The sequence below is a fragment of the Plantibacter sp. T3 genome (assembly GCF_902506515.1).
GTDB lineage: Bacteria > Actinomycetota > Actinomycetes > Actinomycetales > Microbacteriaceae > Plantibacter > Plantibacter auratus.
Map to the genome: position 1 here is coordinate 2,406,956 of NZ_LR733286.1, position 21,408 is coordinate 2,428,363.

At 69.4% G+C, this 21,408-nt stretch carries 20 protein-coding genes and 1 tRNA gene; 11 read left to right on the plus strand and 10 right to left on the minus strand.

The genetic code is table 11. The annotated features are described in order from the left end of the window. Nucleotides 1-12: 12 nt before the first annotated feature. On the plus strand, nt 13-1,695 hold the full coding sequence (gene ettA, locus GV015_RS11545; protein ID WP_085510665.1) for an energy-dependent translational throttle protein EttA: 1,683 nt from the start codon (nt 13-15) through the stop codon (nt 1,693-1,695). 87 nt (nt 1,696-1,782) lie between these two features. Next, the gene (locus GV015_RS11550; protein ID WP_064295138.1) at nt 1,783-2,256 is read left to right on the plus strand and encodes a thioesterase family protein; all 474 of its coding nucleotides are present in this window, start codon (nt 1,783-1,785) and stop codon (nt 2,254-2,256) included. 10 nt (nt 2,257-2,266) lie between these two features. Here the strand turns inward: GV015_RS11550 and GV015_RS11555 are convergent, their stop codons facing one another. Further along, nucleotides 2,267-3,139: an acyl-CoA thioesterase II gene (locus GV015_RS11555; protein WP_234993952.1), complete on the minus strand. Its 873-nt coding sequence runs from the start codon at nt 3,137-3,139 to the stop codon at nt 2,267-2,269. 126 nt (nt 3,140-3,265) lie between these two features. Between GV015_RS11555 and GV015_RS11560 the strand changes: the two genes are divergently transcribed. Beyond that, nucleotides 3,266-3,946 carry a hypothetical protein gene (locus GV015_RS11560; RefSeq protein ID WP_079705696.1) on the plus strand — a complete coding sequence of 227 codons (681 nt, stop codon included), beginning with the start codon at nt 3,266-3,268 and terminating at the stop codon, nt 3,944-3,946. Nucleotides 3,947-3,949: 3 nt separating this feature from the next. Here GV015_RS11560 and GV015_RS11565 read toward each other — a convergent pair whose 3' ends face one another. The 6 genes from GV015_RS11565 to pepN form a co-directional block, all read right to left on the minus strand. Further along, entirely contained in the window at nt 3,950-5,632 is a 1,683-nt protein-coding gene (locus tag GV015_RS11565; RefSeq protein WP_159878438.1) for an FAD-binding dehydrogenase, read from the minus strand. Nucleotides 5,633-5,687: 55 nt separating this feature from the next. Further along, nucleotides 5,688-6,092 (minus strand): globin, encoded by a 405-nt coding sequence (locus GV015_RS11570; RefSeq protein ID WP_079705698.1) that lies wholly within the window; start codon nt 6,090-6,092, stop codon nt 5,688-5,690. Between the two features lie 20 nt (nt 6,093-6,112). Further along, a complete protein-coding gene (locus tag GV015_RS11575) occupies nt 6,113-7,120 on the minus strand; it encodes a mechanosensitive ion channel family protein (RefSeq protein ID WP_079705699.1) in 1,008 nt (335 codons plus the stop codon). Between the two features lie 81 nt (nt 7,121-7,201). Then, nucleotides 7,202-7,876, minus strand: coding sequence for a response regulator transcription factor (locus GV015_RS11580; protein ID WP_159878440.1), 675 nt, complete (start codon nt 7,874-7,876; stop codon nt 7,202-7,204). Further along, a complete protein-coding gene (locus GV015_RS11585) occupies nt 7,873-9,105 on the minus strand; it encodes a sensor histidine kinase (protein ID WP_159878442.1) in 1,233 nt (410 codons plus the stop codon). The genes GV015_RS11580 and GV015_RS11585 overlap by 4 nt, the downstream gene beginning before the upstream one ends. 201 nt (nt 9,106-9,306) lie before the next feature. Then, nucleotides 9,307-11,850, minus strand: a complete 2,544-nt coding sequence (gene pepN, locus GV015_RS11590) for an aminopeptidase N (RefSeq protein ID WP_159878444.1) — start codon at nt 11,848-11,850, stop codon at nt 9,307-9,309. Between the two features lie 142 nt (nt 11,851-11,992). On the opposite strand from pepN, the gene GV015_RS11595 reads away from it, so the two are divergent. From GV015_RS11595 to GV015_RS11620, 6 genes are all read left to right on the plus strand, one after another. Continuing rightward, a complete protein-coding gene (locus GV015_RS11595; RefSeq protein WP_159878446.1) occupies nt 11,993-12,616 on the plus strand; it encodes a DsbA family protein in 624 nt (207 codons plus the stop codon). A 35-nt stretch (nt 12,617-12,651) separates the two neighbouring features. Continuing rightward, the gene (locus tag GV015_RS11600) at nt 12,652-13,140 is read left to right on the plus strand and encodes a ribose-5-phosphate isomerase (protein WP_159878448.1); all 489 of its coding nucleotides are present in this window, start codon (nt 12,652-12,654) and stop codon (nt 13,138-13,140) included. Between the two features lie 62 nt (nt 13,141-13,202). Continuing rightward, nucleotides 13,203-14,204: an Fpg/Nei family DNA glycosylase gene (locus GV015_RS11605; protein WP_085510674.1), complete on the plus strand. Its 1,002-nt coding sequence runs from the start codon at nt 13,203-13,205 to the stop codon at nt 14,202-14,204. A 37-nt stretch (nt 14,205-14,241) separates the two neighbouring features. Next, a complete protein-coding gene (locus GV015_RS11610; RefSeq protein WP_159878450.1) occupies nt 14,242-15,795 on the plus strand; it encodes an amidohydrolase in 1,554 nt (517 codons plus the stop codon). A gap of 110 nt (nt 15,796-15,905) precedes the next feature. Continuing rightward, complete coding sequence (locus GV015_RS11615) at nt 15,906-17,279, plus strand: sensor histidine kinase (RefSeq protein WP_159878452.1); 1,374 nt, start codon at nt 15,906-15,908, stop codon at nt 17,277-17,279. A gap of 4 nt (nt 17,280-17,283) precedes the next feature. After that, complete coding sequence (locus GV015_RS11620; protein WP_256377212.1) at nt 17,284-17,961, plus strand: response regulator transcription factor; 678 nt, start codon at nt 17,284-17,286, stop codon at nt 17,959-17,961. An 81-nt stretch (nt 17,962-18,042) separates the two neighbouring features. On the opposite strand, the gene GV015_RS11625 is transcribed toward GV015_RS11620, so the two are convergent. Continuing rightward, a complete protein-coding gene (locus GV015_RS11625; protein WP_064295149.1) occupies nt 18,043-18,531 on the minus strand; it encodes a Dps family protein in 489 nt (162 codons plus the stop codon). A gap of 215 nt (nt 18,532-18,746) precedes the next feature. Between GV015_RS11625 and GV015_RS11630 the strand changes: the two genes are divergently transcribed. Then, complete coding sequence (locus tag GV015_RS11630) at nt 18,747-19,283, plus strand: gamma carbonic anhydrase family protein (protein WP_159878454.1); 537 nt, start codon at nt 18,747-18,749, stop codon at nt 19,281-19,283. On the opposite strand, the gene GV015_RS11635 is transcribed toward GV015_RS11630, so the two are convergent. After that, nucleotides 19,280-19,471 (minus strand): hypothetical protein, encoded by a 192-nt coding sequence (locus GV015_RS11635; protein WP_079705708.1) that lies wholly within the window; start codon nt 19,469-19,471, stop codon nt 19,280-19,282. The genes GV015_RS11630 and GV015_RS11635 overlap by 4 nt on opposite strands. 210 nt (nt 19,472-19,681) lie before the next feature. Between GV015_RS11635 and GV015_RS11640 the strand changes: the two genes are divergently transcribed. Beyond that, the gene (locus GV015_RS11640; protein WP_159878456.1) at nt 19,682-20,953 is read left to right on the plus strand and encodes an HNH endonuclease signature motif containing protein; all 1,272 of its coding nucleotides are present in this window, start codon (nt 19,682-19,684) and stop codon (nt 20,951-20,953) included. Between the two features lie 257 nt (nt 20,954-21,210). Here GV015_RS11640 and GV015_RS11645 read toward each other — a convergent pair. Beyond that, nucleotides 21,211-21,281: transfer RNA gene (locus GV015_RS11645), tRNA-Gly, on the minus strand. Between the last annotated feature and the right edge of the window lie 127 nt (nt 21,282-21,408).

The following is a 21,408-nucleotide window of genomic DNA, read 5'->3' on the forward strand; positions in this document are numbered from 1 at the left end:
CTGGACGGCGACATGGCTGAATACATTTACTCGATGGTCCGCGCCCGCAAGGCGGTCGGCGACAAGCTCATCCTCGACGACGTGACGATGGCGTTCCTGCCCGGAGCGAAGATCGGCGTCGTCGGCCCGAACGGTGCCGGTAAGTCCACGATCCTGAAGATCATGGCGGGGATCGACACCCCCTCGAACGGCGAGGCGAAGCTCACGCCGGGCTTCAGCGTCGGCATCCTCATGCAGGAGCCGGAACTCGACGAGGACAAGACGGTGCTCGAGAACGTCCAGGAGGGCGTCGGCGAGATCAAGGGCAAGATCGACCGCTTCAACGAGATCTCGCTCGCGATGGCCGAGCCCGACGCCGACTTCGACGCCCTGCTCGCCGAGATGGGCGTGCTGCAGGAGGCGATCGACGCCGCTGACGCCTGGGACCTCGACTCGCAGCTCGAGCAGGCGATGGACGCGCTGCGCTGCCCGCCGTCCGACGCCACGGTCGCCCACCTCTCCGGTGGTGAGAAGCGTCGCGTCGCGCTCTGCAAGCTCCTCCTGCAGAAGCCCGACCTCCTGCTCCTCGACGAGCCCACCAACCACCTCGACGCCGAGAGCGTGCTCTGGCTCGAGCAGCACCTCGCCCAGTACGCGGGCGCCGTGCTCGCCGTCACCCACGACCGGTACTTCCTCGACCACGTCGCAGAGTGGATCTGTGAGGTCGACCGCGGTCGCCTCTACCCCTACGAAGGCAACTACTCGACCTACCTCGAGAAGAAGGGCGAGCGTCTCAACGTCCAGGGGAAGAAGGACGCCAAGCTCGCCAAGCGACTCGCGAGCGAACTCGAGTGGGTCCGCAGCAACGCGAAGGGCCGCCAGGCGAAGTCGAAGGCGCGTCTCGCGCGGTACGAGGAGATGGCGACGGAGGCCGAGCGCACCAGGAAGCTCGACTTCGAGGAGATCCAGATCCCCGCCGGTCCGCGACTCGGCTCGACGGTCCTCGAGGCCAAGAAGCTCGAGAAGGGCTTCGACGGACGGGTGCTCATCGACGACCTCTCCTTCAGCCTCCCGCGCAATGGCATCGTCGGCATCATCGGCCCCAACGGCGTCGGTAAGACCACGCTGTTCAAGACCATCGTCGGCATCGAGCCGCTCGACGCCGGCGAACTCAAGGTCGGCGAGACCGTGAAGCTCTCCTACGTCGACCAGTCCCGCGGGGGCATCGACCCGAACAAGACGCTCTGGGAGGTCGTGTCCGAGGGGCTCGACTACATCCAGGTCGGCAACCAGGAGATCCCGTCCCGCGCCTACGTGTCGACCTTCGGGTTCAAGGGCCCGGACCAGCAGAAGAAGGCCGGCGTCCTCTCCGGTGGTGAGCGCAACCGACTGAACCTCGCGCTGACGCTCAAGCAGGGCGGTAACCTCCTGCTGCTCGACGAACCGACCAACGACCTCGACGTCGAGACGCTCTCGAGCCTCGAGAACGCGCTCCTCGAGTTCCCGGGTTGCGCTGTGGTCATCACCCACGACCGGTGGTTCCTCGACCGCATCGCGACGCACATCCTGTCGTACGAGGGCACCGAGGAGAACCCGTCGAACTGGCACTGGTTCGAGGGAAACTTCGAGTCCTACGAAGAGGACAAGATCAAGCGCCTCGGACCGGACGCGGCCAAGCCGCACCGCTCCGCGTACCGCAAGCTCACTCGCGACTAGGACTCGTGCGAACGGCCCATCGGCTTCTGCCGGTGGGCCGTCGTCCGTTCACGACCCGTACGTCCCCGACCCACGGAGGGCCCAGCAATGACCAGACTCCACGTGCCGATCCCACTGCGGTGGGGCGACCTCGACGCCTTCAACCACGTCAACAACGCCTCGATGCTCAAGCTGCTGGAGGAGGCGCGCGTCCGCGTCTTCTGGATCCCGACGCTGGCGTCGGAGGACGTCCCGCCGACCGCGGTCATCGACGCGAGCCTGGAGGCCGAGACGCTCACGCTCGTGGCGCACCAGGAGATCGAGTACCTGGCCCCGATCCCGTACCAGCGCGATCCGCTCGACGTCCAGCTCTGGATGGGCAAGATCGGCGGAGCCAGCCTGCAGGTCGCGTACGAGGTCTACTCGCCGCTGGGCGGGGCATCGCAGACGCTGTACGCCCGAGCCTCCACGACGGTCGTCATGGTGGACGCCAAGACGCTCAAGCCGCGCCGGATCTCGGACGTCGAACGTGCCGCATGGGAGCCGTTCCTCGAGGATCCGATCGAGTTCTCGCGGCGCTGAGCGACGCCGGTCACCGAGGCGTCGGGAACCGCACCATGCCCTCCTGGGCGACGCTCGCGACGAGGCGACCCGCCCGATCGTAGATGCGCCCGAGGGACAGACCTCTTCCGCCGGTGGCGCTCGGGGAATCCTGCAGGTAGAGCAGCCACTCGTCGACGCGGGCGGGTCGGTGCCACCACATGGCGTGGTCGAGACTGGCGATCTTGATGCCCGGGGTGGCCCACGGGACGCCGTGACGACGGAGCACCGGCTCCAGGATCGTGTAGTCACTCGCGTAGGCGAGCGCGGCACGGTGCAGCGCCGGGTCGTCGGGCAGGTCCTCGATCGTCTTGAACCACACCGCTTGCCGGGTGGTCCGCTCGCCCTCCACCCGGAGGTAGACGGGGGAGCCGACGTGTCGGAGGTCGAAGGGGCGTCCCGTCGCCCACGCCTCGGCGGCCGGGTGGTCGATCCCGCTGAGGAGCTCGGCGGCTGACGGGAGGGTCTCCGGGTCCGGGATCCCGTCGGGCAGCTCGATCTGATGTTCCGGGCCCTCGTCCTGGGTCTGGAAGGACGCGATCATCGAGAGGATCGGCACTCCGTTCTGGTACGCCTGGGTGCGCCGGGTGGCGAAGGAGCGTCCGTCGTGGATGCGGTCGACCGCGAAGGTGATCGGCAGGTCGACGTCGCCCGGTCGGAGGAAGTACCCGTGCATCGAGTGGATGATGCGCTCGGCGTCGACGGTCCGGGTAGCGGCGACGACGGACTGGGCGAGCACCTGACCACCGAAGACCCGCCCCTGTGGCATCCATTGGGACGGACCGGTGAAGATGTCCTCGTCGGTCCGGACACCGGGAGCACTGAGGTCGAGTGCGGTGAGCAGGGAGTGGATCGGTTCCTTCACGCGAACACGCCTTTCATCCGGGGGTCGAGGTTCGGTCGTCGATGCCCGACCCGACCCGCCGAGTCTATCCAGGCGCTGGCGACGCGGTGCCGGAGCGCACGCGGCGGTGGCGTAGATTGAGAGGAGATGTCCACCACCTTGCAGCTCCTCGACGCCACCTCGCTCGCCGACCTCCGCACCTTCCTCGCACGCGCCGCCCGGATCGACGACTCCGGTGTGCGACTCCTGGCTGCCGGGGACGTCCTGGCGGTCTCCGCCCCGGTGCTGCACCCGCAGGGTCTGCTCGACCGGAGTCCGACGATCATCGGGATGCGCACCTTCGCCCTCGCCGAACCCGCCACGGCCGACGTGCTCGCGACCCCGCGTGAACTCATCGACCGCATCGTCCGCACGCTGGGCGGCGTCGCTGCCGAGGACCTGATAGCGGATGCCCGCGAGACCGTGCCGCTCGAGCTGCCGCCGTCCACGAGGACGGCCCCGTGGGTCGGGCAGGCACCGCCCCGTGGCGGCTGGGAACGTGCGGGCGACGTGGACACCATCGAGCTGGAACTCGTCGCCAGGACGGGGGCCTCGGAGATCGCCGAGACGCTCCCCACCGCGGTGGGCGATCAGATCGTCCAGAAGGTGCGGTCGCAGGTGTGGTCACGGCCCCTCGGCGACGGCCACGGACTCCCGACCGGTGCCGCGTTCGCCGCGGTGGGCCTCGGCTTCATCGCCGAGCCGGAGCGCGCGGCCGTCTTCCGCTCAGGCGGATGGGTCCGCTTGAGCACCCGACGCGGGCATGTGCTCGCGGGCGCCGTGTCCTGATCCTCAGGCGCCTGCCATCGCGCGGCCGGCGGTCCGACCGCTGAACAGACACCCGCCGAGGAAGGTCCCCTCGAGCGCGCGGTAGCCGTGGATCCCTCCACCGCCGAAGCCAGCCGCCTCACCGGCGGCGTAGAGGCCGGGCACCGGGTTCCCGTCCGGGCCGAGGACCCGACTCGCGAGGTCGGTCTCGAGCCCGCCGAGGCTCTTGCGGGTCAGCACATGCAGCTTCACCGCGATGAGCGGTCCGGCCTTCGGATCGAGGAGCCGGTGCGGTGCGGCGACGCGGATGAGTTTGTCGCCCCGGTAGGAGCGGGCGCCGCGGAGCGCCGTGATCTGCAGGTCCTTCGTGAACGGGTTGTCGATCTCGCGATCGCGAGCCTCCACCTCGGCGATGACGTTCGCCGCGTCGATGGGCGTCTCCGGGCTCAGCTCCTGCATCCCTGCGACCAGCTCGGTGAGCGTGTCTGCGACGACGAAGTCCGCGCCGTGCTCCTTGAACGCCTCGACCGGCCCGGGCGCTCCCGGGCCGATGCGCTTCGCGAGCAGCCCGAGGTCCTTCCCGGTGAGGTCGGGGTTCTGCTCGCTCCCCGACAGTGCGAACTCCTTCTCGATGATCCGCTGGGTCAGCACGAACCAGCTGTGGTCGTGGCCGGTGGCACGCAGATGCGCGAGGGTACCGAGCGTGTCGAAGCCCGGGAAGAGCGGCACCGGGAGCCGCTTCCCGGTCGCGTCGAACCAGAGCGAGGACGGCCCCGGCAGGATCCTGATGCCGTGCTGCGGCCAGATCGGATCCCAGTTGGTGATGCCTTCGACGTAGTGCCACATCCGGTCGCCGTTGATGAGATGCCCGCCCGCACGCTCACTGATCGCCAGCATGCGTCCGTCGACGTGCGCGGGGACCCCGGAGAGCATGGTCGCCGGCGGCGTCCCCAGCCGAGCCGGCCACTGCTCGCGGACGAGGTCGTGGTTCCCTCCGATGCCACCGCTTGCGACGAGCACCGCGGGCGCCCTGCACGAGAACTCGCCGACGACCTCACGCGTGCTCGGAGCCCCACGCTCGGCATGCGACGGGGCCAGCACGGAGCCGCGTACGCCGACGACCGCGCCGTCCTCGGTGAGCAGCTCGTCCACACGGTGCCGGAAGTGAGCCGACACCGTGCCGTCCTCGACGCCGGCGTTCACCCGTCGGACGAAGGGCGCGACGACACCGGGTCCGGTGCCCCAGGTGATGTGGAAGCGGGGAACGGAGTTGCCGTGGCCGATGGCGCCGTAACCGCCCCGTTCCGCCCAGCCGACGACCGGGAAGAACCGCACGCCCTGGTCGTGGAGCCAAGCGCGCTTCTCGCCCGCGGCGAAATCGAGGTACGCCTCCGCCCAGCGCTTGGGCCAGTGGTCCTCGGGACGGTCGAACGCTGCTGCGCCGAACCAGTCCTGGGTCGCGAGCTCGAGCGAATCACGGACGCCGAGGTGGCGCTGCTCGGGGGAGTCGACCAGGAACAGGCCGCCGAACGACCAGTGCGCCTGGCCACCGAGGTTCGACTCCGGCTCCTGTTCGAGCAGGATGACCCGCTTGCCGGCGTCGATGAGCTCTGCGGCGGCGACGAGCCCGGCCAGCCCGCTGCCGATCACGATCGCGTCGGCCTCGGTTCTATCGGCGGACGGGTTGGGAGGGACGGCTGCTGGCATCTGCTGACTCCTTCGGCACGGACGTGCGTCCGATCCTACGACCGTGCGGCCGGAATCAGAGGAGACTGCGGCGCGGTGCCCCTGGATCCTCGTCGAAGGTGTTGACCATGGCGTGGGCTGCCCGCTCGAGGTAGTCCCAGAGCGTCGCCTCGTGCACCGGCGCGAGGTCGAGGCTGTCGACGGCGGCGCGCATGTGCAGCAGCCAGCGGTCGCGAGCGTCGGGGTTCACGTGGAAGGGCTGGTGTCGGAGCCGGAGACGCGGGTGGCCGCGTTCGGCGCTGTAGGTGCCCGGCCCACCCCAGTACTGCTCGAGGAAGAGCATCAGCCGGTCGGCCGCCGGACCGAGGTCCTCCTCGGGGTACATCGGTTTCAGGACGGGGTCGCCGGCCACGCCACGGTAGAACTCGTCCACGAGGGCCTTGAAGGTGGCGTGTCCGCCGACCTGCTCGTAGAAGGACATGCCTGGTGCCTGGGAGTCGGTCACTGCTGCCCTCTCGGGGGTCGCTTGGTCTTCGGCGCCCGTGGCGGGACCACCGTGGTCGGGTGCGTGCGCGGTGGACGTGAACCGGTCACGCTTGCGGCACCCTCGAAGCCCGAGAGGACGATGCTGTTGAGCGACGGCAGTTTGACGTCCATCTCGTCGACGGCCCGCTTCAACCGCATCCGCAGTTCGCGAGCCACGTCGTCCTTGGCACTCGTGCGCGTCTTGATGACCAGGCGGATGACCAGTGCGTCGCCCGAGATCGACTCGAGACCCCACAGCTCGGGCTTCTCGAGGATGCGGGAGCGCCACTTGGGGTCGTGGGCGAGTTCGTTCGCCGTGTCGAGCATGCGCTCCTGGACGGCCTCGACGTCGGTGTCGTACGGGATCGCCAGGTCGATGATGACCCGCGACCACCCCTGCGACATGTTGCCGACCCGCAGGATCTCGCCGTTGCGGACGAACCAGAGCGTGCCGTTGACGTCGCGTACCTGGGTGATCCGGATGCCGACGGTCTCGACGACGCCGGTGGCGGGCCCGAGGTCGACCACGTCGCCCACGCCCAGTTGGTCCTCGACCACCATGAACAGGCCGTTGAGGATGTCCTTGACGATGTTCTGGGCACCGAAACCGAGACCGGCACCGACCGCGGCCGTCAGCAGGGCGAATGAGCCGATGATGCTCGAGTCGATGACGTTGACGACGAGGATGGCCGCGACGATGACGATGGTGACGTTGACGATGTTGCTGAGCACGGTGCCGAGGGTCCGCGTACGTTGGACGAGTCGGACGGCGGCGAGCGGCGAGGCGAGCAGCGATTGCGTGTCCGTGACGTCGGCGCTCTTCTTGACGCCACTCACGATGCGGCCGACGACGCGTCGGATGACGAATCGGAGTACCCATGCGGCGGCGAACGCCAGGCCGATCACGACCACCACGCCGATGATCTTCCACCCCGCCGTCCAGAGGAAGGCGGTCACGTCAGGCCAGATCTCATCCCAGTTCATATGGGCCTCAGTGTACCGAGCGACCCGGAGTGAACCGTGTGAGCCGCCCGAGTGCGAGCCGAAGGGGGCCTGCGTGAACGGTCATGGACGCACGAGTCCGTGCTTGTAGGCGAAGATGACCGCCTGCACGCGGTCGCGCAGCTGCAGCTTCATGAGCACCCGACCGACGTGCGTCTTCACCGTCGACTCGGAGAGGACGAAGTGGGCGGCGATCTCCGCGTTGCTCAGCCCCTCCGCCATGGCGACGAGGATGTCGTGCTCCCGCGGCGTCAGCTCGGCGAGTTCTGCTGCCGAGCCGTCCTCGGCGGCCGCGGGCGTGCCGGGGAGGGCCGTCGCGAAGAGTTCGAGCATGCGCTTCGTGATGCGGGTCGAGACGGCGGCGTCGCCGGCATGGACCGCGCGGATCGCGGACGTCAGCTCGTTCGGCATGGCGTCCTTCAGGAGGAAGCCGCTCGCGCCGGCCCGCAGCGCTCCGAAGGCGTACTCGTCGAGGTCGAAGGTCGTCAGGATGATGATGCGGCTGTCGGGGTTCGCGGCGACGATCCTCCTGGTCGCCTCGATCCCGTCGAGTCCCGGCATCCGGACGTCCATGAGGATCACGTCCGGCTGCAGCCTGGCGGCGAGGTCGATCGCCTCGGCGCCGTTCGAAGCCTCACCGACCACGTCCAGGTCGTCCTCCGCGCCGAGCACGAGACCGAAACCGAGCCGGATGAGCTGTTGGTCGTCGACGAGCAGGATGCGGACGGGGTCGGTCATGGTGTGGTTCCTCGTGGTTCGGTGGTCGGCGGGGACGTTCTCGTCGGGCGTGGTTCCAGCGGGAGGACGGCATGGACGCGCCACAGCCGATCGCCGACGGCTCCCGCGGTGACCCGACCCCCTTGGAACGCGACGCGTTCGCGGAGGCCCAGCAACCCCTGGCCGGCGCCGAGCGACGGCGCGTCCGGAATGGACCCGTCGTTCTCGACGATGAGCTCGAGGTGCTCGTCGTCGGTGGTGATGACGACGTCGACGCGCTTCGGCCGCTCCGAGTACCGCAGCGCGTTCGTGAGTGCCTCCTGCGTGATGCGGTGCACGGCGAGCAGGATCGACGGGTCGTCCGTCGACGGCCCCGAGACGGTGAGTGCGACCGGCAGGCCGAGCCCGCGGAAGGTCTCGACGAGCGCGGGGATCGACGCGGCGTCGGGCTGCGGAGCGAGGGGTGCGCTGCCGGTCTCGCGGAGGACGCCCAGCATGCGTCGCATGTCGACGAGGGAGCCGCGGGCGGCGTCGGTGACGGCGGTCATGGCGGACCGTGACGCAGCCGGGTCCTTCGTCGCCAGGGCCCCCTCGCTCAGCGCGACGATGACGGTGAGACTGTGGGAGACGATGTCGTGCATCTCGCGGGCGATGCGGGTCCGCTCGGCGACGGCGGCGAGCTGGGCCTGCTGGTCGCGCTCGCGGGCCAGCTGCGCCGCCCGATCGACGAGGGCTTCGACGTACCGCTTGCGATTGCCGACGTTGATCCCGATCAGCAGTCCGAAGAGCGCGAAGAGGACGACCGAGATGATGGTCTGCTGCGGCTCTCCCGGCTCATGTGGTGCGGCCCAGGGCACGAACGGGGCGAGGACGGCGACCACCGCGGCGGCGGCGAACGCCTGCCAACCGAGTGCGACGGTCCGGTACACGGCCACCGAGTAGAGCAGGATCGGCACCGCGAACGCGTCGACGCCCACCGTCTGTGCGACCGAGACGAGCCCGACGGCGATGACGAGCACGGTCATCGCGAGCGGGCGCCGTCGCCTGAGCAGGACGGCGAGTGTCGTGATGCCCACGATCGCGACGGCGAGCGCGATGCGGCCGGGCTGGGCCGCCAGGTCGACGTCGAACCACTCGACGGTGCTGACCGAGAGCGCGACGAGGAGGTACCCGGCGGCGATGAGCGAGTCGGCGGTCCACGGATGTCTCGACCACCAGCGTCGGACGACCCCGGGTGGGCGCGGGAGCATCAGTGCGGCCTCAGTCGCGGCCCGGTCCCTGTCGGAGGAGGGCTTCCGAGCGGTCACGACGAGGACGACCCTGAGGGTCGGTCGTCGTTCACTGGGCCGCGCATCCCTCCAGGATACGGAGAACCCCTCCACAGCGGGTCGTGCCGTGGAGGGGTTCTCGCCAGAGGATCCTGGTACCGGAGTGCTATCCGACCGAGCGGATCACGCGGCGTCCCGTGCCTGTGCCGCGAGTGCCCGCTCGACCCCGGCGAGGGCTTCGACGAGCATGCGTCGGAGTGCCGGGACATCGGCGTTGGCTTCCAACCACGCGCGGGTGCGGTCGCGGAGCTCGGTGGAGGCGAGCGCCGCCGGGTAGAGCCCCTCGACGATGTACTCGGCGATCTTGTAGCTGCGCGACTCCCAGACCGAGGTGAGCGCGGCGAAGTACGGCTCGACGAGCGGCTGCAGGACGGCCGGGTCGATGACATGCCCGAACCCGAGACCGACGTTCCGGACGATCGCGTTCGGCTGATCGTCGTGCTCGACGACCGAGTCGAACGCTGCACGCTTGCCCTCGACGGTGGGGATCGTCGCCCGTGCACGAGCGGCCGCCTGCGCACCGTTGGCCGTGTTGTCCTCGGCGAGCGCCGCATCGATGTCCGAACCGTCCGCGAGACCGAGGATGACCAGTCCCTCGAGGAGCTCCCAGCGGAGGTCGGTGTCGATCTCCAGGCCCGGGAGTGCCGCGGAGCCGTCGCGCAGTGCACGCAGGTGCTCGCCGTGCTCGGGGGTCGAGGCGAGGGCGGCGAAGAACTTCACGAACTGGAACTGCGCATCGGAGCCGGCCTCCGCCTCCTGGGCGAGCGTCCAGAGGGCGTCGCCGACCCGGGAGATGGTCGCCAGGCGGCGTTCCGGAGCGACGTAGTTACGCGCGGCCAGACCGAGCTGGCCGAGCGTGGTGCGCAGGGTCGTCGACTCGGTCTCCGTGGCGATGTTCCCGAGGACGAGTTCCACGTAGTCGGAGGCGCTCGACTCGGCGTCGCGGGTCGCGTCCCAGGCAGCGCCCCAGACCAGCGAGCGTGCGAGCGGGTCCTTGATCGAGGCGAGGTGGCCGATCGCCGTCGCGAGCGACCGCTCATCGAGGCGGATCTTCGCATAGGCGAGGTCGTCGTCGTTCAGCAGCACCAGGTCGGGCTGCGTCTCACCGACGAGCTCCGGCACCTCGGTGAGCGCCCCGTCGACGTCGAGTTCGACGCGTTGGGTGCGGACGAGCTTGCCGTCCTGCAGCCGGTACAGGCCGATGGCGAGGCGGTGCGGACGCAGCGTGTCGTAGTCCGCGGGGACCGTCTGACGGACGGCGAACGCGGTGAACGCGCCGTCGGCGTCGACCGTGAACTCCGGGCTCAACGTCCCGACCCCGGCGGTCTCGAGCCACAGCTTCGACCACTCGCGGAGGTCGCGGCCGCTCGTCGCCTCGAGCTCGACGAGCAGGTCGTCGAGCACGGTGTTGCCGAACTCGTGCTTGCGGAAGTAGTTGCCGACGCCGGCGAAGAACGCCTCGATGCCCACCCAGGCGGCGAGTTGCTTCAGGACGGAGCCGCCCTTGGCGTAGGTGATGCCGTCGAAGTTGACCTGGACGTCCTCGAGGTCGTTGATGGTCGCGACGATGGGGTGCGTCGACGGCAGCTGGTCCTGGCGGTACGCCCAGGTCTTCTCCATCGCGTTGAACGTCGTCCACGCCTCGGTCCACTCGGTGGCCTCAGCGGTGGCGATCGTCGAAGCCCATTCGGCGAACGACTCGTTCAACCACAGGTCGTTCCACCACTTCATGGTGACGAGGTCGCCGAACCACATGTGGGCGAGCTCGTGCAGGATCGTGACGACCCGGCGCTCCTTGATCGCGTCGGTCACCTTCGAGCGGAACACGTAGGTCTCGGTGAAGGTCACCGCGCCGGCGTTCTCCATCGCGCCCGCGTTGAACTCTGGGACGAAGAGCTGGTCGTACTTCTCGAACGGGTACGGGTACGCGAACTTCTCCTCGTAGTACGCGAAGCCCTGACGCGTCTTCTCGAAGATGTAGTCGGCGTCGAGGTACTCCGCCAGGCTCTTGCGAGCGAAGACGCCCAGCGGGATGGTCCGGCCGTCGCTCGAGGTGAGCTCGCTGCGCACCACGTCGTACGGGCCGGCCACGATCGCGGTGATGTAGGAGGAGATGCGCTGCGTGGGTGCGAAGCTCCAGGTCGCCGCGCCGTCGTGCGCCGGTACCGGCTCAGGCGTGGGGGAGTTGCTGACGACCTGCCAGGCCGCGGGCGCCGTGATCGTGAAGGTGAACGTCGCCTTCAGATCGGGCTGCTCGAAGACCGCGAACACCCGACGGGAGTCCGGCACCTCGAACTGGCTGTACAGGTACACCTCGCCGTCGACGGGGTCGACGAAGCGGTGGAGGCCCTCACCGGTGTTGGTGTACTCGGCGTCCGCGTCGACGACGAGCACGTTCTCCGCAGCGAGGCCGTCGAGCTGGATGCGCACGCCGTCGGAGACGGTCGACGGGTCGAGCTCGACGCCGTTCAGCGTGACGGAGTGGACGGTGCGCGTCATGGCGTCGATGAAGGTCGAGGCGCCCGGTTCACCGGTGAAGCGGACCGTCGTGGTGCTGCGGAACACCTCGGGACCGGTCGTGAGGTCGAGCACGACCTCGTAGCTCGACGTGTCGACGAGCGCCCTGCGCTCCTGGGCTTCGACTCGGGTGAGGTTCTCTCCTGGCACAACTGCTCCCTGGTGTTGATGGACACGTGACGTGTGAACTGCACGTGGTCGCTCGTGACGACCGCGGCACGGTCAACCAGCCTAGACCCGCCGTCCGTCCGTTTCGGGGGAGTCGACGGGGATCGGCGCGTAGGGTGACGACATGACGACTTCCGCTGCAGACAACACCCGCGTCGACTTCTGGTTCGACCCCTCCTGCCCGTGGGCCTGGATGACCTCACGTTGGGTCGACGAGGTCACCGACGCCCGGAACCTCGACGTCCACTGGCACATCATGAGCCTCGCCGTCCTCAACGAGGACCAGGACGTCAGTGACGACTACCGGGCCTTCTTCCCCCGGGCGCTCCGATACACGCGGCTCGTCGCCGCGGCGGCAGCCGAACACGGACACGCGGTCGTCAAGCCGCTCTACGACGCGCTCGGGACGCGGATCCACCCCGGCGGACGCGCGGAGGACGTCGACGCCGTGATCGCCGAAGCCCTCGCCGAGACCGGGCTCCCGGCGGCGCTCGCCGAAGCGTCGACGACGGACGCCTACGACGGGCCCATGCGCGAGAGCCACTTCGACGGCATCGGACGGGTCGGCCAGGACGTCGGTACCCCCGTCATCGCGATCGACGACGTGGCGTTCTTCGGACCCGTCATCTCGCCGGCGCCGAAGGGCGAGCAGGCGCTCGCGCTGTGGGACGGTGTCGTCGCCGCTGCCGCCTACCCGGGCTTCTTCGAGCTGAAGCGCAGCCGTACGGCGGACCCGATCTTCGACTGACGCGACGCCGGCGCCCGGAACCCTAGACTTTCCACATGCGCATCCACATCGCCACCGATCACGCCGGTCTCGAGCTCAGTCAGTTCCTGCAGGACCACCTGCGCGCAGCCGGTCACGACGTCGTCGACCACGGCCCGGCCGAGTACGACGCGTTGGACGACTACCCGGCGTTCTGCATCAACGCGGCGAAGGCCGTCGTGCGCGACCAGCAGGCCGGTGTGGACGCCCTCGGCGTGGTGTTCGGCGGCTCGGGCAACGGCGAGCAGATCGCCGCGAACAAGGTCGTCGGTGTCCGCGCGGCGCTCGTCTGGAACCTCAGCACGGCGCAGCTGGCGCGGCAGCACAACGACGCCAACGTGATCTCGATCGGTGCGCGCCAGCACAGCACCGACGAGGCGGTGTCGTTCATCGACGCGTTCATCGCCGAGCCGTTCAGCCTCGAGGAACGTCACGCCCGCCGGATCGCCCAGCTCGCCGAGTTCGAGGCGACCGGCGCCATCGCCGGCAAGCACGTCGACGCCTGACGCGTCCTCCACCGCCACCGCGCGGCGCGCCGGATCGCGCCCCCACCGAGTGAGGAGTCACCATGCCCGAGGGGCACTCCGTCCATCGCATCGCCCGACAGTTCGCTCAGAACTTCGTCGGACACCGGGTCTCCGTGTCGTCTCCCCAGGGGCGCTTCGCCGAGGGTGCCGCCGTGCTCGACGGCCGGACGGTCACCGACGCCAAGGCTGTGGGCAAGCAGATGTTCCTCGAGTTCGACGACGGACTGTGGTTGCGGGTGCACCTCGGTCTGTACGGTGCGTGGGACTTCGCCGGTGAGATCCGGTCGGACCCGACCATCGCCGCCTCGAACGGCCGCATGGGGCAGACGAACCAGCGCGGCACGGTGCTCGACGACGACGATGCGCCGATCCACGATGCGGACGGCGAGAACTCCCTGCACAGCATCGGTGCACCGCGCCGGGCCAGGGTCCGGATGTCCGAGCAGTCGAGTCCACTCGCCGAGATCGACGAGCGGTTCCCACCCGAACCGGTGGGTCAGGTGCGCGTGCGGCTGTTGACCGAGACGACCGTGGCGGACCTCCGTGGGCCGACCGCCTGCGAGGTGATCGATGCCGCCGGGGTGCAGGCCGTCATCGATCGGCTCGGACCGGATCCACTGCTCGACCCGAGTGCGGAGGCGGGGGAGCGGTTCGTGTCGCGTGCGCACCGGAAGGGTTCCCCGATCGGTCTGCTCCTCATGGATCAGCAGATCATCAGCGGGATCGGCAACGTCTACCGCGCCGAACTGCTGTTCCGCGCCCGTCTCGATCCGCACCGCACCGGGAAGACGGTCCCCGTCGAGACGCTTCGCGAGATCTGGCTCGACTGGACGCGGTTGCTCGCGATCGGGGTCGAGACCGGACAGATGATGACGATGGACGACCTGTCGGCGGCCGACTACCGCCTCGCGATGGCCAACCGCGCCGATCGCCACTGGGTCTACAAGCGGGAGGGACTGCCGTGCCGGGTCTGCGGGACGAACATCCTCCTCGAGGAGATGGGCGCCCGCAAACTGTACTGGTGCCCGAACTGTCAGCGCTGAACCGAACCCGCCTGCCCAACCGACGAGGACCGATGTGATGACCGAGCACCGCCCTGGACCCGACGACGACCTCGTCACGACGATCGCCGACGTCCACCTGTCCGGACCGCGCCGCGGAGGCTCGTCCGACGCCGAACGGGTCGACGTCCTGCTCGAGGACGGCTCGATCGTGGCGATCCGACCCGCCGACCCCGAGGTCCTCCGTAGCAGCGCCCCCGGTGTGTTGGACGGCGGTGGTGGCTTCCTCCTGCCCGGGCTCTGGGACCACCACGTGCACTTCACTCAGTGGGCGCGCACTGCCAGGCGCGTCGACCTGTCCTCTGCTGCATCCGCCGCCGAGGCGGTCGAGTTGGTCGCTGAGCGGATCGCTCAGGGGGCCGACGGTGACGGTTGGGTCGAAGGCGCGAGGTTCCGTGACGCCCTCTGGCCGGACACGCCGACGTTCGCACTGCTCGACGCGATCGCCCCGGACCGCGAGGTCGTGCTGGTCAGCGCCGACCTCCACTGCTGCTGGCTGAACAGCGCGGCGCTCCGGGCCACGGGCTTCGCCGACCATCCCACCGGCCTGTTGCGGGAGGAGGAGTCGTTCGCCGTCCTCAAACAGCTCGACCAGGTCGCCGACGAGCTCTCCGACCGCTGGGTCGAGGCCGCCGCCGATCAGGCGGCATCCCGCGGCGTCGTCGGTGTCGTCGACCTGGAGATGCGCTGGAACGCCGCGGACTGGATCCGTCGGGTCGGGAACGGGACTCGCGCGCTCCGCATCTCCTTCGGTGTGTACGCCGAGCACCTCGAGCGCGCGATCGACGCCGGACTCGTGACCGGGGGAGTGCTCGCCGGAACGGACGGCCTGGTGCAGGTCGGCCCGTTCAAGGTCATCACCGACGGATCCCTCAACACCCGGACGGCCTGCTGCGAAGCGCCCTATCCGGGTTCGGCTCCCGGAACCGACGCGCACGGGATGCTCAACGTCCCGCCGGAGCGACTCACCGCATTGCTCACCCTGGCGACCGCCAACGGCCTCCACTGCGCGGTGCACGCCATCGGCGACCGCGCCAACACCCTCGCCCTCGACGCCATCGAGACGACGGGTGCGAGGGGCACGATCGAGCACGCGCAGCTGCTCCGTGCGTCCGACCTGGAGCGGTTCGCCCGGACCGGGACGGCTGCGAGTGTCCAGCCGGAACACGCGATGGACGATCGGGACATCGCCGAGGTCCACTGGGCCGGGCGCACCGACCGTGCTTTCGTGCTCCGCAGCCTCCTCGACGCCGGCGCCACACTCCGACTCGGTTCCGACGCCCCGGTCGCTCCGCTCGACCCGTGGGTCTCCATCGCCGCCGCCGTGACGCGCAGCCGCGATGGACGCGAGGCCTGGCACGGCGAGCAGGCCATCACGGTCGAGGAGGCACTGGCGGCGTCGACCAGAGGAGACGACGACGTGGTGGCCGTCGGCCGCCCCGCCGACCTCGTCGTCGTGGGGTTCGACCCGTTCTCCTGCGCGCCGGAGGCGCTGCGCACCATGCCGGTCCGTGCGACGATGCTGGGTGGGCGCCTGACGGCCGCTCCATCCGTCCGCCCGGCCGGGGGATAACCCCCGATCGGAACGGGGCGTCCACCGGATGCCGTTCGTCGGCGGAGCCGAACAGACTGAGGCGAGCCCGGTGCGAGAGCCGGGACCGCTCCGTCGAAAGGACCTCCTTCATGACCACCGCCATCGGCCGACAGCTCGACGCGTCGGCGAAGCCCGATCCCTCCACCCGAGGCGCGTGGCGATACGGTCGGCTCTGGCGGGACGTCCCCGGATCGCTCCTGTTCCTGCTGCCCAACCTGCCGATCGTCATCGCCGGAAGCATCGTGGCCGTGGTGATCCTCTCCCTCGGCTTCGGGCTCGCGATCCTGGGGGTCGGTCTCCTGATCATCGTCGGCGGCCTCTGGGTCTCGCGGGCGTTCGTGGAGCTCGAGGTCGCGCGTCTCCGCACGACGGGTCTCCCGCCGATCCGAGGAGGAGCCTGGCGGTCGTCCATCGGGACCGAGACGACACTGGGTGCCGTGCTCGCTCCACTCGCCGGACCGCGTTGGTGGCTCGCGGCCCTGCACACGGTCCTCGTGAACCCGATCGTCGGGGGCGTCACCTGGGGACTGACCATCACCTGGACCGTGGGTGCCGTCGCCGGCACGACGTACTGGATCTGGGCGGACCGGCTCTCGGCTGGTTCCTCCTCGGGCTTCGCGGAGCTGCTGGCTCCCACGCTGGACCCGTCGGACGCGTTGCTCGCCGACAAGCTCTGGAACCTCGCGCTCGGTGTCGTGTTCCTCGTGACGCTCCCGCTGGTCCTCCGGGTGCTGGTGCTGCTGCACCACGCCGTCGCCTCCGGGCTGTTCGGTGCGCGGCCACAGGAGGAGCTGCGAGCCGAGCTCCTGGCGGAGCGGCGTGCACGCGGTGCCGCCGTCTCGGCTGAGGCGGGCGCGGTGCGGCGGCTCGAACGGGACATCCACGATGGTCCGCAGCAGCGACTCGTCCGGCTGCAGATGGATCTCGCGGCCGCCGAACGACGCCTCGACACGGACCCCGCCTCCGCACGCTCCCTCCTGGGTGAGGCGCGCGCCCAGGCCGCCGAGACACTCGACGAACTCCGCGCGCTCTCGAAGGGCCTGATGCCGCCACTGCTGCAGGACCGCGGCCTCGTCGCCGCACTCGACGACCTCGCCGCACGGTGTCCGGTGCCGACGAGGGCGGAGCTGGCGGTCGTCTCATCGGTGACGCTGCCTCGTGAGACGGAACGTGGGATCTACTTCATCGTCGCCGAACTCCTGACCAACGTGTCGAAGCATGCGGATGCGCGGCGCGCCGGCGTCGAGGCCCACGTGACAGTGGACCAGCAGCTGGGTTCGCGGCTCACCCTCCGCGTGACGGATGACGGTCGGGGCGGCGCGCACCTGGAACCGGGCCACGGTCTCGAAGGCCTGACCGAACGGGCGCAGGGCCTCGGCGGGAGACTGGTGATCGAGCCGGCCCCGGTGTGGGACGGCGTCGCACGTGGCAGCGCCGTCTCGATCTCGCTCCCCCTAGGCTGAACGCGTGATCAGCCCTGACCGTGCCGGTGGAGGACCGCTCCGCATCGTGATCGCCGAGGATTCGACACTCCTCCGCGAGGGCCTGATGCGACTGTTCGACGAGGCCGGCTTCGTCACGGTCGCCGCGTACGCCGATGCGGAGGCGCTCCAGCGCGGGCTCGCGGCGGACCGACCGGACCTCATCGTCATGGACGTCCGCATGCCGACCACGTTCCGGGACGAAGGGGTCCGCGCAGCGATAGCGCTGCGTGCCGAGCATCCCGACCTCCCCGTCCTGCTGCTCAGCCAGTACGTCGAGACCGTCTACGCCCGGGAGCTGCTCGCGGACGGCGGGCGTGGGATCGGTTATCTCCTCAAGGACCGGGTCGCCTCACTGGAGGAGGTGCAGGACGCGATCCACCGGTTGGTCGAGGGAGGGACCGTCCTCGACCCCGACGTGGTCCGCACCCTGTTCGCAGCACAGCGCGACCCGTTGGCCGGCCTGACCCCACGTGAGACGGAGGTGCTCTCCGCCATGGCGGAGGGCCGTACGAACGCGGCGATCGCCGAACGCCTGCGGGTCGGTGTCGGTGCGGTCGAGAAGCACATCTCGGCCATCTTCCAGAAGCTCGGTCTCGAGGACTCCGGGAGCGACCACCGACGCGTCCTCGCGGTCTTGGCCCTGCTCCAGCGCAACGGTTGACGGGTGACACGCACGACGAAGGGGCAGTCACGGATGACTGCCCCTTCGTGGGTGACGCTGGCGGGCCGCCCCGCCGGGGTGCTACCGGCTGAGGTGGGCGAAGAGGAACCAGCGGTCCTTGTCGAGGCCGCGGGCGATCTCGATCGCGATGTCCTGGCTGGTCTGGTCGAGCTCGTCGAGCTCGTCGACCGCGGTGTTGACCGAGGCGGAGGCCGCGTCGATGAGGGCGATGACCTCGGCGATGGTGCGGTCGGACTGCTGGAAGCCCTCGCTCAGCTCGGGCGTGCTGGTCTTCGCGGCGACGGTGCTGAGGCGTGCGTCGACCGGGAGTCCGAGGGCGACGATGCGCTCTGCGGCGAGGTCGGCCCACTCCTGCGCGTGGTCGACGATGTCGTCGAGCAGCTCGTGGACGCCGATGAAGTTCGCGCCACGCACGTGCCAGTGGGCCTGCTTGCCGTTGACGACGATGGCGGTGAGGTCGACGACGACGGGGCTGAGGAACTGCGCGGTGCCTGCTGCGACGTCCGGGTTGGCGACGGCCTGCGGAATGGAGGTGGTGATGTCGGTCATGGTGTTTCCCCTTCGTTGACGAGTGAGGCCCTGGTCGGGCGGATTCGTCGGTCTGCTTGAATGCAACGGTACTCGGCCGCAGACATTCCGCAAGGAAGTCGAGGCTCGGCTTACGAAGGGTGCACTCAGCAAGGAAAGCCTGACCGTACCGGCGATTCACCCCGGAACGACGCGGGTTCCCGACGGCTGGGGCCGCCTGCGATAGCGTGGCCGGTATGACGCTGCACGGTACGGTCAGGAAACTCTCAGACGGACGCTCGCCCCAGATCGACCCGAGTGCCTACACGGCGCCGGGCTCCGTGCTGGTGGGCGCCGTGACGCTCGCCGCGGATTCGAGCGTCTGGTACAACGCCGTCCTCCGCGCGGACTCCGACTCGATCAGGCTCGGCGCAGGGTCCAACATCCAGGACGGGGTCGCCGTGCACACGGACAGTGGCCACCCGACGGTCATCGGACGCAACGTCTCCGTCGGGCACAACGCGGTCGTCCACGGCTGCACGGTTGAGGACGACTGCCTCATCGGGATGGGTTCCGTGGTCCTGAGTGGCGCCGTGATCGGTGCCGGGTCGCTCGTCGCCGGGGGAGCGGTGGTCCTCGAGGGCATGATCGTGCCGCCCGGTTCGCTCGTCGCGGGGGTCCCCGCCAAGGTGCGGCGGGAGCTGACGGCCGACGAGCGGGAGGCGATCCGGCAGAACGCCGCACACTACGTCGCGCTCAGAGCGGTCCACGCCGCAGCCGTCGACGAAGACTAGCGGCGGCGTGCGTCGCGCTTCCGGAGGCGACGCTGCGCGGCGAGCGAGCCGGACAGGCAGACGACGCAGCCGATCATGCAGATGAGTCCGACGCCGAGTCGCCCGGTCGCGAGTGCGTACACCCCGACGAAGAAGACGAGCGCACCGGCCACCGTCCAGATGTGGGGCCAGATCGCGTCGAGTCGCATGCGCTCAGCCTAGGGCGTCGGGCATCCTGTGCTCCGCCCCCGCCCGGACCTGTCGAAGCGCTCAGGAGGGACCTCCCGCTCCGGTGGCCTTCTCCCGGTCCCTGAGTAACCTCCTCCGGTCCCTGAGCTTGTCGAAGGGCACACGAGGAACTTCCACAGTCGCTTCTACTCGGCATCTGGAATGTCAGTGGTCCATGATGAACTTGTTCCATGACCGAGACCACCCTCACCGCGATCCGCGTCGGCGACGAGTACGCCGCGCAGCTGGCTGAATTCTCGGACGAGTGGACTGAGATCCACCGGCAGCAGGCCGTCTTGGACGCACGGAAGGCGCGTCTGCTGGCCCGCTCCGCCGCCTATGCCGATGCCTTCGCGGATGTCACGGTCCCGGCGACCTTTCCGCCAGCTGAGCGTCGGGCGCTGTCCCGTCGGTCGACGTGTGCGGCCCTCGCGATGGCGACCCGGATGCCGGAGCGGACGGTCCAGCTTGCGACGAACGACGCCGAACGTCTGGTGAATGACGCACCGGCTGTGCTGGCGTCACTGGAGGCTGGCCGGATCTCGGCGCGGCATGCGCAGGTGATCACCGACCAGCTCTGCGACGTCCCGACCGCGGGACGGGCAGCGTTTCTCGACCAGGTCCTGCCAGAGGCGGAGCGCATGACCGCCGCAGGCCTCAAGAACCGAGCCCGCGTCCTGCGGGAGCGTCTCCACCCCGAGTCGATCACCGCCCGAGCGGTCCGCTCAGAAGCGGACCGCCGGGTGGAGTTCGAGCCCGCGGCGGACGGCATGGCGTGGGTGCACCTGTTCACCACGGCACCGATCGCGCAGGGCATCGCGGAGCGGGTCGAAGCGGCTGCAGCGGAGTCGCGCAAGGCCGGTGACACCCGCACCTGCGCCCAGCTGCAGGCCGACGCCCTCGCGGCGCTCGCGCTCACCGGTGTGACCCCGGAAGACGTGATGTACAGCCCAGTGCTGCCGCACCCGATCGAGGTGCAGGAGCACATCAAGCCCACCGTGCAGATCACCGTCCCGGCGCTCACCATGGCCGGCGTCTCCGACGCACCCGGCATGCTCGACGGATACGGACCGATCGACCCCGAGACCGCAGCCCGTATCGCGGTGAACGCCCCCAGCTTCATGCGGATCCTGGTCCAACCGGAAACCGGCGCAGTCCTCTCCGTCGGGCGGAATCAATACCGCGTTCCGGCCGATCTGCAACGCGCGGTCCGCCTCCGGGACGGCACCTGTCGCGCACCCGGTTGCGGGAGGCGGGCCAGAGTCTGCGACCTCGACCACTCCGTAGCGTGGGAGGACGGCGGGACGACAGATGTCGGCAATCTCGCATGCCTGTGCCGACATCACCACCGGATGAAACACCTACCCGGATGGAACCTCGAACATGGGCCCGCCGGACCACTCGACTGGACGACACCCGACGGGAAACGCCATCGAACCGAACCGGATCCCGCGCCGTTCTGACCTCCGAACGACAAAGCGTCCTCGTGGGCACTTCGACAAGCTCAGTGACCGGGAGAAGTGTGCCCGGAATGTTTCGGTGTCTCAGTGTGTCCAAGGGTGGCTCCTGGGCACTTCGACAAGCTCAGTGACCGGGAGAGGTTCGCCCGGGAAGTTTCGGTCCCTGAGTCTGTCGAAGGGCGCGGCGTCAGAAGGCCGCTGGACCGGAGCCGAACCGTCGCGCCTGCTCGCACGGCGCTGCCTGGTTCTGATGAATGGAGAGGGGATGACGGGAATCGAACCCGCGTAATCAGTTTGGAAGACTGAGGCTCTACCATTGAGCTACATCCCCGAGGCGCCGCAATGCGACGAACTCACCTGGTAATGCTACTGCATCCCGAGCGCCCATCCGTGCAGCTCCGTGTCCCGAGGCCCGTTCCGCCCCGGAAACCGCACAGGGGCCGCACAGATTCTGGGCT

Coding starts and splice junctions, on each gene's coding strand:
- ettA (WP_085510665.1), top strand. CDS start 13: ATGGCTGAATACATTTACTCGATGGTCCGCGCCCGCAAGGCGGTCGGC.
- GV015_RS11550 (WP_064295138.1), top strand. CDS start 1,783: ATGACCAGACTCCACGTGCCGATCCCACTGCGGTGGGGCGACCTCGAC.
- GV015_RS11560 (WP_079705696.1), top strand. CDS start 3,266: ATGTCCACCACCTTGCAGCTCCTCGACGCCACCTCGCTCGCCGACCTC.
- GV015_RS11565 (WP_159878438.1), bottom strand. CDS start 5,632: ATGCCAGCAGCCGTCCCTCCCAACCCGTCCGCCGATAGAACCGAGGCC.
- GV015_RS11570 (WP_079705698.1), bottom strand. CDS start 6,092: ATGTCCTTCTACGAGCAGGTCGGCGGACACGCCACCTTCAAGGCCCTC.
- GV015_RS11575 (WP_079705699.1), bottom strand. CDS start 7,120: ATGAACTGGGATGAGATCTGGCCTGACGTGACCGCCTTCCTCTGGACG.
- GV015_RS11580 (WP_159878440.1), bottom strand. CDS start 7,876: ATGACCGACCCCGTCCGCATCCTGCTCGTCGACGACCAACAGCTCATC.
- GV015_RS11585 (WP_159878442.1), bottom strand. CDS start 9,105: ATGCTCCCGCGCCCACCCGGGGTCGTCCGACGCTGGTGGTCGAGACAT.
- GV015_RS11595 (WP_159878446.1), top strand. CDS start 11,993: ATGACGACTTCCGCTGCAGACAACACCCGCGTCGACTTCTGGTTCGAC.
- GV015_RS11600 (WP_159878448.1), top strand. CDS start 12,652: ATGCGCATCCACATCGCCACCGATCACGCCGGTCTCGAGCTCAGTCAG.
- GV015_RS11605 (WP_085510674.1), top strand. CDS start 13,203: ATGCCCGAGGGGCACTCCGTCCATCGCATCGCCCGACAGTTCGCTCAG.
- GV015_RS11610 (WP_159878450.1), top strand. CDS start 14,242: ATGACCGAGCACCGCCCTGGACCCGACGACGACCTCGTCACGACGATC.
- GV015_RS11615 (WP_159878452.1), top strand. CDS start 15,906: ATGACCACCGCCATCGGCCGACAGCTCGACGCGTCGGCGAAGCCCGAT.
- GV015_RS11625 (WP_064295149.1), bottom strand. CDS start 18,531: ATGACCGACATCACCACCTCCATTCCGCAGGCCGTCGCCAACCCGGAC.
- GV015_RS11630 (WP_159878454.1), top strand. CDS start 18,747: ATGACGCTGCACGGTACGGTCAGGAAACTCTCAGACGGACGCTCGCCC.
- GV015_RS11635 (WP_079705708.1), bottom strand. CDS start 19,471: ATGCGACTCGACGCGATCTGGCCCCACATCTGGACGGTGGCCGGTGCG.
- GV015_RS11640 (WP_159878456.1), top strand. CDS start 19,682: ATGACCGAGACCACCCTCACCGCGATCCGCGTCGGCGACGAGTACGCC.